This window comes from Stenotrophomonas maltophilia (genome assembly GCF_002799155.1).
In the GTDB taxonomy this organism is placed as follows: Bacteria; Pseudomonadota; Gammaproteobacteria; order Xanthomonadales; family Xanthomonadaceae; genus Stenotrophomonas; species Stenotrophomonas maltophilia_R.
Genome location: NZ_NERD01000002.1, coordinates 1,580,914 through 1,595,615, shown reverse-complemented (window position 1 = coordinate 1,595,615; position 14,702 = coordinate 1,580,914). Strand labels below are relative to the sequence as shown.

Below are 14,702 nucleotides of genomic sequence, written 5' to 3'. Positions count from 1 at the left end.
GCGTGTCACGGCGCTACCGGAAAGGTGCCCCGGTGCATTTTCCGTGATTTCCCATCAAGCCCGGCCCTGCCCCGCCGATACCTTCATCAGCGCTGGTTGGGCATGCCCAACCGCCCCTTCCGGGGTCGCCTTCACGCCCGACCAAGGCTGGAAAACCCCGGAAAAACAGCCTCCGGCAGCGAATTTTTGCTCCAGCGGAATTCACGTCTAAAGGTTGTTGACAAAGCGCCGTTATTCATTTGGCAACGGCGAAGCACACAGCCACACAAAAAAACAGGCGGCGCTTCGTTTCATTCACCAACGGGTTCCATATAAGAGGAGACGACCCCATGGCACAGGTAATCAACACCAATACGATGTCGCTCAACGCTCAGCGCAACCTGAGCACCAGCGGCAGCTCGCTCGCTACCACCATCCAGCGCCTCTCGTCCGGCCTGCGCATCAACAGCGCGAAGGACGACGCGGCCGGCCTGGCCATCAGCGAGCGCTTCACCACCCAGATCCGCGGTCTGGACGTGGCCATCCGCAACGCCAACGACGGCATCTCGCTGGCCCAGGTCGCAGAAGGTTCGCTGAACGAAGTGGGCAACAACCTGCAGCGCATCCGCGAACTGGGTGTGCAGGCCTCCAACGCCACCAACTCGGCCAGCGACCGCAAGGCCCTGCAGGCGGAAGTGACCCAGCTGGTTTCGGAAATCGACCGCGTCGCCAAGCAGGCCGACTTCAACGGCACCAAGCTGCTGGACGGCAGCTTCACCAGCCAGCTGTTCCAGGTGGGCGCCAACGCCGGCCAGGCCATCGCCATCAACAGCGTGGTCAACGCAAAAGCCGATTCGCTGGGCGCGGCCACCTTCGCCAACGGCTACACCGGCACCAGCCTGGCAGCGGCCGACAAGGCCACCGCCGACACCACGTATTCCGGCCTGCAGGTCTCGGTGACCCCGCCGGGCGGCACCGCCACCACGGTCACCATCAGCGACTTCACCGTGAAGGCCGGCGAGTCGATCACCTCGGCCACCGCGGCGGCGATCAACAACAAGCTGGGTGAAACCGGCGTGGTTGCCTCGGTCAATGCCGGCGTCATCAGCCTGGCCTCGGTCAAGGATGGCCAGACCTTCGCCCTGGGTGTCAGCGCGGCGACCCCGCCGGCCGGTGTCACCGCCGCGACCATCGCCGGCCTGGGCCTGACCGAGACCAGCACCAACGGCGGCACCCTGACCGGTGCAGCGGCCAGCTTCGTCAAGGACCTGAACGTCACCACCGCCGAAGGCGCACAGAAGGCGATGTCGATCGTCGACAAGGCCCTGGAATCGGTCAACAGCGTCCGCGCCGACCTCGGCGCGATCCAGAACCGCTTCACCTCGGTGGTGGCCAACCTGCAGACCTCCTCGGAGAACCTGTCCGCATCGCGCAGCCGCATCCGCGATACCGACTTCGCCAAGGAAACCGCCGAACTGACCCGCACCCAGATCCTGCAGCAGGCCGGCACGGCCATGCTGGCCCAGGCCAACCAGGTACCGCAGAACGTGCTCAGCCTGTTGCAGCGCTGACATGAGCCGCCCCCGGGGCACGTCGGGGGCGTCTAACCCAACTCACGTGCAACCGCTCAAGGACCTCTCCTCATGGCACAAGTCATCAACACCAATACGATGTCGTTGAATGCTCAGCGCAACCTGAGCACCAGCGGCAGCTCGCTGGCTACCACCATCCAGCGCCTGTCCTCCGGTTCGCGCATCAACAGCGCCAAGGACGACGCCGCCGGCCTGGCGATCTCCGAGCGCTTCGGCACGCAGATCCGCGGTACCGACGTCGCCATCCGCAATGCCAACGACGGTATCTCGCTGGCCCAGGTCGCCGAAGGCTCGCTGACCGAAATCGGCAACAACCTGCAGCGCGTCCGCGAGCTGTCGGTGCAGGCCTCCAACGCCACCAACTCGGCCAGCGACCGCAAGGCGCTGCAGGCCGAAGTGACCCAGCTGGTCTCGGAAATCGACCGCGTCGCCAAGCAGTCGGACTTCAACGGCACCAAGCTGCTGGACGGTTCGTTCTCCAGCCAGCTGTTCCAGGTCGGCGCCAACGCCGGCCAGGCCATCGCCATCGACAAGACCATCGATGCCAAGGCCAATGCCCTGGGTGGCGCCAAGTTCGACACCAACTCGCTGGCCCTGGCCGACCCGGGCACCAACGCTGATTTCAGCACCAGCGGCCTGTCCATCAACGGCGTGGCCATTGCCGATGTTTCGGTCAAGCAGGGCGCCGATGCTGCTGCCACCGGCAAGGCCTCGCGTGAAGCGCTGGTGACCGCGATCAACGCCAAGATCGGCGAGACCGGCGTCTACGCTGAAGTGAACGGCACCACCGGCGTGACCCTGACCTCGGTCAAGGACAGCGTCAACGCCGATGGCTCGTTCAAGGCCATCACCGCGACTCCGGGCACCTGGACCGGCGCCACCGCGCCGACCTTCACCGCCACCACCGCTGCTGCAGCGCCGGCTGCGAAGTACGCCAGCAACCTGGACGTCAGCACCGTGAAGGGCGCCCAGCAGGCGATGGAAATCGTCGACAAGGCCCTGGGTGCGATCAACAGCACCCGCGCCGACCTCGGTGCGGTCCAGAACCGCTTCACCTCGGTCGTGGCCAACCTGCAGACCTCGTCGGAAAACCTGTCGGCTTCGCGCAGCCGCATCAAGGACACCGACTTCGCCAAGGAAACCGCCGAACTGACCCGCACCCAGATCCTGCAGCAGGCCGGTACGGCCATGCTGGCCCAGGCCAACCAGGTGCCGCAGGGCGTGCTCAGCCTGCTGCGCTGATCCGCTCACTGATCGACCCCCGGGCGCCGCGTGACGCGGCGCCCGGATCCTGAAACACGTTCCACCTTCGCCAAAGGAAAAGCACCATGGCACAAGTCATCAACACCAACACCATGTCGCTGAATGCTCAGCGCAACCTGAGCACCAGCGGCAGCTCGCTGGCTACCACCATCCAGCGCCTGTCCTCCGGTTCGCGCATCAACAGCGCCAAGGACGACGCCGCCGGCCTGGCGATCTCCGAGCGCTTCGGCACGCAGATCCGCGGTACCGACGTCGCCATCCGCAATGCCAACGACGGTATCTCGCTGGCCCAGGTCGCCGAAGGCTCGCTGACCGAAATCGGCAACAACCTGCAGCGCGTCCGCGAGCTGTCGGTGCAGGCCTCCAACGCCACCAACTCGGCCAGCGACCGCAAGGCGCTGCAGGCCGAAGTGACCCAGCTGGTCTCGGAAATCGACCGCGTTGCCAAGCAGTCGGACTTCAACGGCACCAAGCTGCTGGACGGCACCTTCTCCAGCCAGCTGTTCCAGGTGGGCGCCAACGCCGGCCAGGCCATCGCCATCGACAAGACCATCGATGCCAAGGCCGGCTCGCTGGGCACCTCGACCTTCGCCACCGGCGCCACTGCCGCCCTGACTGCCAGCACCGATGGTGCCCGCTTCTCCGGTACTGTGATGGGCGTGGACATCGGCACGGTTGAAGTGAAGGCCGGCGCCACCACGGCGGATGCCTCCAAGGCCGTCGCCACCGCCATCAACGCCAAGATCGGCGAGGCCGGCATCTACGCCGAAGCCAATGCCGACGGCACCCTGAAGCTGAGCTCGGTGAAGGAAGGCAAGGCTGTCGCCACCGCCGATATCGCCCTGATGCGCAGCGACTACGACGCGACCGCCAAGACCTGGGGCACCGCGGCGGCTGCGGGCGCCTACACCGCCGGCACCGACACCTCGGCCAACGTGCAGAAGCTGGACGTGAGCACCGTGCTCGGCGCCCAGCAGGCGCTGGAAGTGGTCGACAAGGCCCTGGGTGCGATCAACAGCACCCGCGCCGACCTCGGTGCGATCCAGAACCGCTTCACCTCGGTCGTGGCCAACCTGCAGACCTCGTCGGAAAACCTGTCGGCTTCGCGCAGCCGCATCAAGGACACCGACTTCGCCAAGGAAACCGCCGAACTGACCCGCACCCAGATCCTGCAGCAGGCCGGTACGGCCATGCTGGCCCAGGCCAACCAGGTGCCGCAGGGCGTGCTCAGCCTGCTGCGCTGATCCACGGCAAGAAGCGCCGCTACCGTCGGGTCAATCCGGCGGTAGCGGCAACCCGGAAGCCACGATGCACGAAGGCGCGGGCCATGCCCGGCCCGGGATCACTCCCGAACCGGCTTGGCATCGCCCGCTCCTGCGGACCTCTCTTTCAGCGCTGTACCTTTGACTGTACGTACCGGGCGGCTTCGTCTCCCCCCGATTGTCAGTAGCCTGATCCCTCCCCTGCATTGGGGGAGGGCTTTTTGCAGACTCCCGGCAGCCCGCGGTGAACCCACCCGCACCCTGCCCCAACCCTCCTGCAACCTGCGTGCCAGAACCTGCGCCAGACCTCTGGCACGGCACATGCATCAACGAAGTCCTCAAGACCCAGCGGCGCAGGCCGCTATTTTCGTTGACGACGGGCCACCGCATGGCGGCCAGGCCCGGATACCAGGAGAAACGACGTGGCAGACTTTGGATACGGTGGCATTGGCTCGGGCCTGGATATTTCCAGCATCGTCAACCAGCTGGTCGCAGCTGACCGCAAGCCCGCCGACAATGCGCTGAACCTGCAGCAGTCCAAGGCCAAGATGCAGCTGTCGTCGATCGGCACCGTCACTGCGGCGTTCGACAAGCTGAAGACCGCGCTGACCGCGCTCAAGGCCACCACGGCCTTCGACACCCGCACCGTCACCGCCACCGGCAAGTCCGGCCCCAACAATGCCGACGATGTGCTGACCGCGTCGGTAGCGCTGTACGACCTCGGCACGACCAAGGCAGCGGCTTCCAACGGCACGCACCAGGTGGAAGTGAAATCCCTCGCCACCGCGCACAAGCTGATTGCCGACACCTCGTTCCCGAAGACCGACACCTTCGGCGCCGGAACCTTGACGCTGACCGTTGGCGTTGGCGACAAGGCCAAGACCATGAACGTGGCAGTGGAGGACGGCGACACGCTGACCACCATCCGCAACAAGATCGATGCCGCGGGCCGCAAGGAAGGCGTGCAGGCGACGCTGATCAGCTCCGGCGACAACCAGTACCTGTCGATCGCCCAGGAAAAGACCGGTGCCGCCAATGCAATCAAGCTGGAGTATGCGGGCAGTGACCCCAAGCTGGGCGCGCTGGTCGGCAGCCTGAAAGAGAACACGCCTGCAGCGGACGCCGAACTGACCATCGACGGCGTGAAGGTGGTCAGTGCCAGCAATACGGTGACCGATGCCGTGCCGGGCCTGACCCTGAACCTCAAGGTTCCCGGCAAGAGCACGGTGGTGATCAGTACCGACACGGCCGCCGCAACCAAGGTCATGCAGGAGTTCGTGACCGCCTACAACGCGGCGATCGCGGCGATCAATACCGAAACCAAGTACGACGCCAAGACCAAGGAAGCGGCCACCTTGACCGGCGATGCGCAGATGCGTGGCGCCTCCAGCCAGCTGCGCTCGGTGATGTCGGGCGTGTTGAAGGAACTATCCGCCGACGGCCTAGACCCGAAGGTGCTGGGCCTGCAGACGCGCGGCTATCCCAACGCCGACGGCACCCTGGTGCTGGACACCACCAAGTTTGCCGCGGCACTGGCCAGCCAGCCTGAAAAGATCCGCTCGGCAATTACCGGCGACACCGGCGGTGCGGGCACGCTCTACACCATGGTCGACGGCTACGTCAGCACCACGGTCGGCAAGGAGGGCGCGTTCGTCGCCCGTACCAAGGGCCTGAACACCACGCTGGACAACATCGACAAGCGCCGCAAGGACCTTGACACGCGCATGAAGAGCGTGGAAGAGCGCTACAAGAAACAGTTCCTGGCGCTGGACAGCCTGATGGGCAAGCTGCAGCAGAGCAATACCGCGCTGCAGCAGCAGCTGGCACAGTTGAACCGCTGACGATGCGTGCGCGGCACTCAAGTTTGCCGCGCAACGCACCGATAACGGACGCAACAGCAATCATCGCCGCGCCGTCGGCACCGATCCCCACGATCACCGGCGGCACCCCGCGCAAGGAGAATCACGAATGTACGGTTCCAGCCGTCAATATGCCGAGCAGTACCGCCAGGTAGGAGTGACCAGTGCGGTCGCCGATGCCGATCCGCACAAGCTGGTGGCGATGCTGCTGGCCGGTGCGCTGGAGCGCGTGCGGCGCGCCCTGGCCAGCCTCGAGCGTGGCGACCAGGCCGGCAAGGGCAAGGCCATCGGCGAAGTCTGCGCGATCGTCGGCCACCTCAACGGCTCGCTGGACCATGAGGCCGGCGGCGAGATCGCCGGCAACCTGTCAGCACTCTATGACTACGTGCTGCAGCGCCTGACCGAGGCCAACCTGCACAACGACCGTGCCGCGCTGGATGAATCACTGCAGCTGCTGGGCGAGATCGACAGCGCCTGGAATGCGATCCCGCACGAACAGCGCCGCCCGGCCGCGGTGGCACCATGAGCCTGCACGAACTGCATGCACAGCTGGATGCCTTCGAGAAGGCCTTGGGCGAAGACTCCCTCGACCAGGCCGACAGCCTGCTCGACGGCCACGACAGCACCCTGCACGCCCTGCTCAGCCAGCCGCTGACCGCCGCCGACCACGCTCCGCTGACCGGCCTGTTCGAGCGCCAGCAGAATCTGCTCGGCCTGCTGCGCCAGCGCCGTGATGCCGTGGCCGCACTGATGAACGACGGCCAGCGCTCCCTTCGCGCGGCGCATGCCTACCTGCAGGCAGAATCGCTGGCATGACCTCGCTGCCGACCACCTCGCTGCACCACCCGGCCGAAAGCGAGCTGTTCGACGAGACGCTCAGCTGCGAACTGGCCCTGCCCGCCGAATTCCAGGCGGGCAGCGCGGCCGGCCGCACCAGCAGTGCCGAAGGCCTGCTGCGCAGCCTGGCGCTGGTCGAGGACAGCCGCGTCGACGAACACGACGAACGCAACGAATCCAGCCTGCAGCTGCAGCGCCTGGAAGCCAAGCTGGACCTGGCGATGGTGCTCCTCGGCCGGCTGGTTCGCCAGCAGGGCCAGGAGCTGACCCTGCGCCCGGTGCGCTGGTCGCGCCGTGGCATCCGCTTGCAGCTGGGCCCGCGCAGTAGCGCCACCCCCGGCCAGGCCGGCGTGGTGCGCCTGCAGCCCAGCGACTGGCTGCCCGACCATATCGACCTGCCGGTGGAAGTCATCGCCGAGGCAGCCGACGGCAGTGGCGGCCACTTCCTGTGGCTGCGCTTCCAGCGCCTGGGCGATGGCCTGGAGATGGCGATGGAGCGGCACCTCTTCCGCCTGCACCGCCGCCAGGTGGCCGAGGCGCGCCGCGCACGTTGAAACCCGCCACCCCGGCACTGCACGGCCGACCCTTGGCGCGCCCGTTCAGCTAAGTTAAGGTGGACTCCCCTACACGGATCCGTTGCGTGCCTGTGCGAGTTCTCATCGTCGACGATCACACCCTCGTCCGCGCCGGCCTGGCGCGGCTGCTGCAGGGGTTTGCCGACGTGCAGCTGGTCGCCGAGGCCAGCAACGCCGAACAGGCACTGCAGCTGGCCCTGCAGCACGCTCCGGACGTGGTGTTGATGGATCTTTCGCTGCCCGGCCGCACTGGCCTGGAAGCACTCAGCGACATCCGGCTGCGCGCGCCCGGTACCCGGGTGGTGATGATGACCATGCACGACGATGCCGCGCACGTACGCGACGCGCTGGATCGTGGCGCGGTTGGATTCGTGGTCAAGGATGCGGCACCGCAGGAGCTGGAACTGGCGCTGCGCGCTGCGCATGCCGGCCAGGTGTTCCTGAGCCCGCAGATCTCGGCCAAGATGCTTGCACCCATGCTGGGCCGCGAGAAGCCCACCGGCATCGCCGCGCTGTCGCCACGCCAGCGCGAGATCCTGCGCCGCATCGGCAAGGGTGAAAGCAACAAGGAAATCGCCGCCGATCTCGGCATCAGCGTCAAGACGGTGGAGACCCACCGTGCACGCATGATGGAGTCGCTGGGCTGCCGGCGCGCCAATGACCTGTTGCTGCTGGCCGCGCGCCACCAGCACGAGCTCGAGTAAGCGCCGGTATCGGGGTCAGATCCCTTTCCACGGGAAAGGGATCTGACCCCGCGACACCCTGCACCGGCGACGAATTCCCGTCGCCCTGACAGGCCCTGACAGGAATCCGTACACGGCGCGCCCAGGACAGGGTCGATCCGGCACCACGAATCAACAACTTGGCGGTGATCTTCGTCAACATCCCGCGCCGATGTAGGGGAAACCCTTACATCCTGTCGGGATATCCACGAAAGCCCTCAGGAACCCCCCGATTCCGCCCCCGCCGGATCAAAAGCAAGATGCGTTCCACAAGGCGCCGGGGAGCGGTGCCGGGGAACCACGATGAAGGCAGCACTCTCGACCCAGCTGGGCCAACAACTTCACCTCACCCCGCAGCTGCTGCAGTCGATCCGGCTGCTGCAGCTCGATGGCCTGCACCTGGAGCAGGAAATCCAGCGCCTGCTGGACTCCAACCCGCTGCTGGAGATCGAAGACGCCGAAGCGCCCGCGGCCGAGGCCACCGAAGCGAGTGCCACCACCCTCGACACTGCCGCCTTCGACGAGCTGCCCGAGTCGTCGATGTGGGACGTGGCCGGTGCCAGCTGGCAGGACGGCGACGACGACCGCATGGCACGCATCGCCGCCGGCGAATCGACCGACCCGCAGCTTCGCGTGCTGCAGCGCCTGTCGCTGGACATGGACGACCGCCAGCTGGCCGTGGCCGCGTTCTGGCTGGACCACTGCGATGAAGCCGGCTACCTGCAGGCGCCGCTGGCCCAGCTGCAGCTGCTGGCCAGCGCCCAGTTCGACATCGCCGCTGACGGCGTGGAAGCCATCCGCCAGCAGCTGCTGCATGGCGAGCCCGCCGGCATGGCCGCGCAGGACCTGCGCGAAGGCCTGCAGGCACAGCTGCGCAGCCTGCACGGCGTGGTGCCGGCCCGCCATCTTGCCGGCCGCATCCTGGAGGGCGCGCTCGACGCGCTGGCCGCCCACGACTACCCCGCCCTCGCCCGCCAGCACGACGCCGAGATCGACGACGTGCGCGAAGCGGTGCGCCTGATCCTCTCGCTGCAGCCGCGCCCCGGCGACAGCCTGCTGCCGGAACGCAACGCCGTGGTGGTGCCGGACGTGGTCGCCTGGCATGCCGATGGGCAGTGGAAGGTCGCCCTGAACCCGGCTACCAGCCGCCGCGTGTCGATCAACAGCCAGTACGAACAGGCTTTGGCCGAAACCAGCGAAGCCGCGCCGGCGCTGCGCGAGATGCTGCAGGAGGCGCGCTGGTTCAGCCGCGGCCTGTCGATGCGCTACGACACCCTGCTGCGCACCGCGCGGGTGATCGTCGAGCGCCAGGCCGCCTTCCTTGTCCGTGGCGAAGAGGCCATGGCCCCGCTGACCCTGAAGGAAGTGGCCGAGGAAATCGGCATGCACGAGTCCACCGTCTCGCGCATCACCACCGGCAAGTTCCTGCAGACCCCGCGCGGCACCTTCGAACTGAAGCACTTCTTCGCCGTGCGCCTGGAAGGCGCCAGCGTCTCCGGCCAGGCGGTGAAGGCCATGGTCCGCCGCCTGATCGACGCCGAACCGGCCGGCCGGCCGCTGGCCGACGAGGCCATTGCCGGCCTGCTGTCACGCCAGGGGGTGAACATTGCCCGCCGAACCGTCGCAAAATACCGAGAACAACTGGATATCGCCCCGGCCCGCGAACGGCGCCGGCTCAGCGCCAGGCAACCCCAGCTGGCCCGGGTGGGCTGAAAAGGATGTTGGACATGAACAAGCTCACGGTCCTGCTGGTCGATGACCACGAGGGCTTCATCAACGCGGCGATGCGCCATTTCCGCAAGATCGACTGGCTGCAGATCGTCGGCAGTGCCGGCAACGGCCTGGAAGCGATCGAACGCTCGGAAACACTGCGCCCGCAGGTGGTGCTGATGGACCTTGCGATGCCGGAAATGGGCGGCCTGCAGGCCACCCGCCTGATCAAGTCGCAGGACGATGCACCGTACATCGTGATCGCCAGCCACTTCGACGACGCCGAGCACCGCGAACACGCATTGCGTGCCGGCGCCGACAATTTTGTCAGCAAGCTGTCCTACATCCAGGAAGTCATGCCGATCCTGGAAGGCCTCAGGGAGGATCGATCGTGAGCGAATCGCGCATCCTGGTGCTGGACAACGACGCCGTGCGCGCAGAGCGCACCGTTGCCCTGCTGGAATTCATGGACTTCAACCCGCGCTGGGTTTCCGACGCGGCCGACTTCGACCTGGGCCGCCAGCGCCAGAACGACTGGATGGCCGTGATCGTCGGCAGCCTGGACGACAGCGCCGCCAGCACCGCGCTGTACCACTGGCTGGGCGGCAGCAGCCTGCCGCCGCCGGTGCTGCTGGCCGATGGTGATGCCACTGCGTTTGCCCAGCAGCACGGCCTGCACGAAGCCAACATCTGGCCGCTGGAAACGCCGCTGCGCCATGCGCAGATGGAAGCCCTGCTGCGCCGCGCCAGCCTCAAGCGCCTGGATGCCGAGCACCAGGCCGGCGCCGCGCAGGATCAAGGCCCGACCGGCAACGGCCCGGCGGTGACTGCGTTGCGCACCATGATCGAACAGGTGGCCGCGTTCGATACCACCGTACTGGTGCTGGGCGAATCCGGTACCGGCAAGGAAGTGGTGTCGCGCGCGATCCACCAGCGCTCGCCGCGCCGCGATGGCCCGTTCGTGGCGATCAACTGCGGCGCCATTCCGGCCGACCTGCTGGAAAGCGAATTGTTCGGACACGAAAAGGGCGCCTTCACCGGTGCGCTGACCGCCCGCAAGGGCCGTTTCGAAATGGCCGAGGGCGGCACCCTGCTGCTCGACGAAATCGGCGACATGAGCCTGCCGATGCAGGTGAAGCTGCTGCGCGTTCTGCAGGAACGCAGCTTCGAGCGCGTTGGTGGCAACCAGACCATCCGCTGCAACGTGCGCGTCGTGGCCGCGACCCATCGCGACCTGGAAACCCGCATCGCCGAAGGCAAGTTCCGCGAGGACCTGTTCTATCGCCTCAATGTGTTCCCGATCGACGTGCCCGCCCTGCGCGAGCGCCGCGAGGACCTGCCGGCGCTGGTGGAAACCATCGCCGCGCAGCTGGCCCGCACCGGCCGTGGCGAAGTGCGCTTCACCCCGGAAGCCCTGCAGGCCCTGGCCGGTTACGAATGGCCGGGCAACGTGCGCGAGCTGACCAACCTGGTCGAGCGCCTGGCGGTGCTGCATCCGGGTGGCTCGGTGCGCGTGCAGGACCTGCCGGCCCGCTACCGCGGCGATGCGGCACTGGCAGCGGTGGCCGCACCGGCACCGGCAGCGCCGGTTGCCAGCGAAGAACGCCTGGACCTGCGCAGCTTCTCGTTCCACACCCCGGGCAGCGGCAGCCAGCCGGCACTGGAGCACGGCATCGCGGTCAATCGCGCTGCCGCCCCGGCGGCACTGCCCGATGACGGCCTGGACCTGCGCAACCACATGGCCAACATCGAACTGGGCCTGATCAACGAAGCTCTGGAGCGCACCCAGGGCGTGGTCGCCCACGCCGCGCAACTGCTCGGCCTGCGCCGCACCACCCTGGTGGAAAAGCTGCGCAAGTACGGCATCGAACGCGAGCAGGCCGAACTGGCCGGCTGAACCGCGTTGCCAGCATGAAGGGGGCACGAACGCCTGGGCTTGCCCGGGCGTTGGTGTTTCCAGTGCCTGGGGTCAGATCCCTTTCCGCAGGAAAGGGATCTGACCCCACTGCATTTGCACGTTTTCCCAGAGACAACGCGGCCGCACTGCGGAGCATGGCATGGACACCCCAAGGAGGTTCCACCATGCATCGCCTTACCCTGCTCGCCGCTCTGCTCTGCCCCGGCATTGCCACCGCCGCCACCTGCACCCTGCCCACCACGCTGGACCAGCGCCAGTTCACCAACCTCAGCGATCCGCTGTACGCACCCGACAACCCGAATGCCGGGCGCATGGTGCAGGTCAGCTTTGCCGGCAACCAGTACGTGCTGGACATCCTCGGCACCGAGCTGCGCATCGGCGGCAGCTACCGCTACCAGCGCCTGGCCCCGCATATCGCCGAAATCCGGATGACCGAAGCCCACCCGGCCGGCCGCGCCCATTACAGCCTGCTGTTGACCTGCCAGACCGACCACCAGGGCCGCTTCATCTACACCCAGCACGACGGCCCCATCGCGCCGCGCCAGCGCCAGAATTCCGGCCGCTGGACCCTGCAGCCGTAGGCCGGAAAACCGACGCCGGATAAATGGCGCCGCCAATGCGGTAAGCGCCCGTGCCGACCAACGGTCGGCACCCACCATCAGCAACAGGTTCCAACAGATCGCGGCCAACTGTCGAAGACGGGGTGGGTCCGGTTGCGGGATGGCGCGACCGAGCCTCCAGGGACGGATTTACGGCGTCCCCCGCAACCGGCCCCACTCCGCCACCCCACGGACAGCCCGCCTTTGACGTTGCCGTTGCCTCTGCGGGTGCAGGGCGCAGCCCTGCCAGCACGCTCCCAACCTCCTCACTTCACTGAATCGAAAACCGGTTTCGGCACGGCACTTGCACTGGTTCCAGCAGACAACCCCATCCCTGTTTCTGGAACCGTTGCAGATGTCCCACTCCGTCACCTCGATCCTTTCGCAGATCCGCTCCTATCAGACCCAGATGGGACAGCCGGCGCTCAACCCGCTGGGCGAAACGCCGCGCAGCAATGCCCTGCCGGGCACGGTGCTGGATGCGCCGCAGGTGCAGCCGGCCAGCTTCACCGAAACCCTGCGTGGTGCGATTGCCGGCGTCAACGATGCGCAACAGAAGTCCGGCGCCCTCGCCAAGGCCTTCGAAATGGGCGACCCCAGCGCCGACCTGGCCAAGGTGATGGTCGCCTCGCAGCAGTCCCAGATCGCCTTCCGCGCCACCGTGGAAGTCCGCAACCGTCTCGTCCAGGCTTACCAGGACGTGATGAACATGCCGCTGTAAGGAACGTTGACGCATGGCACTGACGCTCTCCAAGGACAGCCTGAACGCCGAGAAGGCCGGGCAATGGTTCGACCGCCTGCAGAGTCTGCAGATCACCCGTCGGCTGGGCCTGATGGCGATGATCGCAGTGGCGGTGGCGGCAGGCCTGTCCGTGTTCTTCTGGTCGCAGAAGCCGGGCATGGTCCCGCTGTACACCGGCCTGGACCAGAAGGCGACCGCTGAAGCGACCGACCTGCTGCGCGCCGCGCAGATTCCGTTCGCGCTCGACCCGGCCACCGGTGGCATCACCGTGCCGGAAAAGAACCTGCACGACGCCCGCCTGAAGCTGGCTGGCTCGGGCCTGACCGACAGCGGCAAGCTCGGCTTCGAGCTGATGGAACGCGACCCGGGCTTCGGCGTCAGCCAGTTCGTGGAAAGCGCGCGCTACCAGCATGCGCTGGAAACCGAGCTGTCGCGCACCATCAACACGCTGCGCCCGGTGCGTGATTCGCGCGTGCACCTGGCCATTCCCAAGCCCAGCGCCTTCACCCGCCAGCGTGACGTGGCCAGCGCCTCGGTCACCCTGGAACTGCGTGGCGGCCAGCAGCTGGAACGCAGCCAGGTGGACGCCATCGTGCACATGGTCGCGGCCAGCATTCCGGACCTTGCCCCGGAACGGGTGACCGTGGTCGACCAGAGCGGGCGCATGCTCAGCATCACCGATCCGAACAGCGAGGCGGCGGTCAACGCCGCCCAGTTCGAGCAGGTGCGACGCCAGGAAACCTCGTTCAACCAGCGCATCCGCGAACTGCTGGAACCGATGACAGGCCCGGGCCGCGTCAATCCGGAAGTCAGTGTGGACATGGATTTCTCGGTGACCGAGGAAGCCCGCGAACTCTACAACGGTGAGCCGCAGAAGCTGCGCAGCGAGCAGATGAGCGAGAACACCACCAGCACGCCGGGTCCGCAGGGTGTGCCGGGCGCGACCAGCAACAGCCCGCCGGGCCAGCAGGCCGCGCCGGCCACCGCGCAGGCCCCGACCGAAAGCAGCAAGAACGCGACCCGCAACTACGAGCTGGACCGCACCCTGCAGCACACCCGCCAGCCGGCCGGCCGCATCAAGCGCGTCTCGGTGGCGGTGCTGGTGGACAACGTGCCGCGCGCCGGTGCCAACGGCAAGGTCAGCCCGCAGCCGCTGTCGGCTGCCGAACTGACCCGCGTCGAAGCGCTGGTCAAGCAGGCCGTCGGATTCAACGCCGAGCGTGGCGACACCGTGTCGGTGATGAATGCCCCGTTCGTGCGTGACACCACGCCGGTCGAAGGGCCGGCCTGGTGGGAACTGCCGTGGGTGCACGATGCCGGCCGCATGCTGCTGGGCGCGGTGGTGGTGCTGGCGCTGCTGTTCGGCGTGCTGCGCCCGGCGCTGCGCGCGATCACCGGCCAGGGGAAGAAGAACGACGAACAGGCACTGGAACCGCACACCGCGGACGTGCAGCTGGTCGATGACGATGGCATCCCGCTGCCGGCGCTGGGCGCCGACCGGGCCAGCCTGGGCGGGCCGGATACGCTGGCCCTGCCGGTGGATTCATATGAGGAACGACTGCGGATGGCGCGTGAAGCCGTGAAGACCGACTCCAAGCGCGTGGCCCAGGTGGTCAAGGGTTGGGTGGCCAATGACTGAGGCCG

The 14,702-nt window shown here is 67.1% G+C and carries 14 protein-coding genes; all 14 read left to right on the top strand.

Going from position 1 to position 14,702, the window contains the following annotated elements:
• Window positions 1–329: 329 nt before the first annotated feature.
• The 14 genes from B9Y82_RS07985 (at window position 330) to fliF (ending at window position 14,697) form a co-directional block, all read left to right on the top strand.
• Window positions 330–1,550, top strand: coding sequence for a flagellin (locus tag B9Y82_RS07985; protein ID WP_100472208.1), 1,221 nt, complete (start codon window positions 330–332; stop codon window positions 1,548–1,550).
• Window positions 1,551–1,622: 72 nt separating this feature from the next.
• On the top strand, window positions 1,623–2,813 hold the full coding sequence (locus tag B9Y82_RS07980; protein WP_100472207.1) for a flagellin: 1,191 nt from the start codon (window positions 1,623–1,625) through the stop codon (window positions 2,811–2,813).
• A gap of 86 nt (window positions 2,814–2,899) precedes the next feature.
• Entirely contained in the window at window positions 2,900–4,078 is a 1,179-nt protein-coding gene (locus B9Y82_RS07975) for a flagellin (RefSeq protein WP_100472206.1), read from the top strand.
• A gap of 440 nt (window positions 4,079–4,518) precedes the next feature.
• Window positions 4,519–5,937 (top strand): flagellar filament capping protein FliD, encoded by a 1,419-nt coding sequence (gene fliD / locus B9Y82_RS07970; RefSeq protein WP_100472205.1) that lies wholly within the window; start codon window positions 4,519–4,521, stop codon window positions 5,935–5,937.
• 127 nt (window positions 5,938–6,064) lie between these two features.
• Window positions 6,065–6,481 carry a flagellar export chaperone FliS gene (gene fliS / locus B9Y82_RS07965; protein WP_005416447.1) on the top strand — a complete coding sequence of 139 codons (417 nt, stop codon included), beginning with the start codon at window positions 6,065–6,067 and terminating at the stop codon, window positions 6,479–6,481.
• A complete protein-coding gene (locus tag B9Y82_RS07960; protein WP_100472204.1) occupies window positions 6,478–6,771 on the top strand; it encodes a hypothetical protein in 294 nt (97 codons plus the stop codon). The genes fliS and B9Y82_RS07960 overlap by 4 nt, the downstream gene beginning before the upstream one ends.
• Window positions 6,768–7,346: a PilZ domain-containing protein gene (locus B9Y82_RS07955; RefSeq protein ID WP_100472203.1), complete on the top strand. Its 579-nt coding sequence runs from the start codon at window positions 6,768–6,770 to the stop codon at window positions 7,344–7,346. Before B9Y82_RS07960 ends, B9Y82_RS07955 begins: the two co-directional genes overlap by 4 nt.
• A 92-nt stretch (window positions 7,347–7,438) precedes the next feature.
• Complete coding sequence (locus B9Y82_RS07950; protein WP_005413261.1) at window positions 7,439–8,071, top strand: response regulator; 633 nt, start codon at window positions 7,439–7,441, stop codon at window positions 8,069–8,071.
• 321 nt (window positions 8,072–8,392) lie between these two features.
• Window positions 8,393–9,802 carry an RNA polymerase factor sigma-54 gene (rpoN, locus tag B9Y82_RS07945; RefSeq protein WP_100472202.1) on the top strand — a complete coding sequence of 470 codons (1,410 nt, stop codon included), beginning with the start codon at window positions 8,393–8,395 and terminating at the stop codon, window positions 9,800–9,802.
• Window positions 9,803–9,816: 14 nt separating this feature from the next.
• Window positions 9,817–10,194: a response regulator gene (locus B9Y82_RS07940; RefSeq protein ID WP_010485922.1), complete on the top strand. Its 378-nt coding sequence runs from the start codon at window positions 9,817–9,819 to the stop codon at window positions 10,192–10,194.
• A complete protein-coding gene (locus B9Y82_RS07935; protein WP_100472201.1) occupies window positions 10,191–11,696 on the top strand; it encodes a sigma-54 dependent transcriptional regulator in 1,506 nt (501 codons plus the stop codon). Before B9Y82_RS07940 ends, B9Y82_RS07935 begins: the two co-directional genes overlap by 4 nt.
• Window positions 11,697–11,881: 185 nt before the next feature.
• Window positions 11,882–12,298, top strand: a complete 417-nt coding sequence (locus B9Y82_RS07930) for a hypothetical protein (RefSeq protein ID WP_100472200.1) — start codon at window positions 11,882–11,884, stop codon at window positions 12,296–12,298.
• 373 nt (window positions 12,299–12,671) lie between these two features.
• Window positions 12,672–13,037 (top strand): flagellar hook-basal body complex protein FliE, encoded by a 366-nt coding sequence (fliE, locus tag B9Y82_RS07925; protein ID WP_014037113.1) that lies wholly within the window; start codon window positions 12,672–12,674, stop codon window positions 13,035–13,037.
• A gap of 13 nt (window positions 13,038–13,050) precedes the next feature.
• Window positions 13,051–14,697 carry a flagellar basal-body MS-ring/collar protein FliF gene (fliF, locus tag B9Y82_RS07920; RefSeq protein WP_100472199.1) on the top strand — a complete coding sequence of 549 codons (1,647 nt, stop codon included), beginning with the start codon at window positions 13,051–13,053 and terminating at the stop codon, window positions 14,695–14,697.
• The last annotated feature ends 5 nt before the right edge of the window (window positions 14,698–14,702 follow it).

What these genes read in the sequence shown, in the direction of transcription:
- B9Y82_RS07985 (WP_100472208.1), top strand. Translation starts at nt 330, where the DNA reads ATGGCACAGGTAATCAACACCAATACGATGTCGCTCAACGCTCAGCGC.
- B9Y82_RS07980 (WP_100472207.1), top strand. Translation starts at nt 1,623, where the DNA reads ATGGCACAAGTCATCAACACCAATACGATGTCGTTGAATGCTCAGCGC.
- B9Y82_RS07975 (WP_100472206.1), top strand. Translation starts at nt 2,900, where the DNA reads ATGGCACAAGTCATCAACACCAACACCATGTCGCTGAATGCTCAGCGC.
- fliS (WP_005416447.1), top strand. Translation starts at nt 6,065, where the DNA reads ATGTACGGTTCCAGCCGTCAATATGCCGAGCAGTACCGCCAGGTAGGA.
- B9Y82_RS07960 (WP_100472204.1), top strand. Translation starts at nt 6,478, where the DNA reads ATGAGCCTGCACGAACTGCATGCACAGCTGGATGCCTTCGAGAAGGCC.
- B9Y82_RS07955 (WP_100472203.1), top strand. Translation starts at nt 6,768, where the DNA reads ATGACCTCGCTGCCGACCACCTCGCTGCACCACCCGGCCGAAAGCGAG.
- rpoN (WP_100472202.1), top strand. Translation starts at nt 8,393, where the DNA reads ATGAAGGCAGCACTCTCGACCCAGCTGGGCCAACAACTTCACCTCACC.
- B9Y82_RS07940 (WP_010485922.1), top strand. Translation starts at nt 9,817, where the DNA reads ATGAACAAGCTCACGGTCCTGCTGGTCGATGACCACGAGGGCTTCATC.
- B9Y82_RS07930 (WP_100472200.1), top strand. Translation starts at nt 11,882, where the DNA reads ATGCATCGCCTTACCCTGCTCGCCGCTCTGCTCTGCCCCGGCATTGCC.
- fliE (WP_014037113.1), top strand. Translation starts at nt 12,672, where the DNA reads ATGTCCCACTCCGTCACCTCGATCCTTTCGCAGATCCGCTCCTATCAG.
- fliF (WP_100472199.1), top strand. Translation starts at nt 13,051, where the DNA reads ATGGCACTGACGCTCTCCAAGGACAGCCTGAACGCCGAGAAGGCCGGG.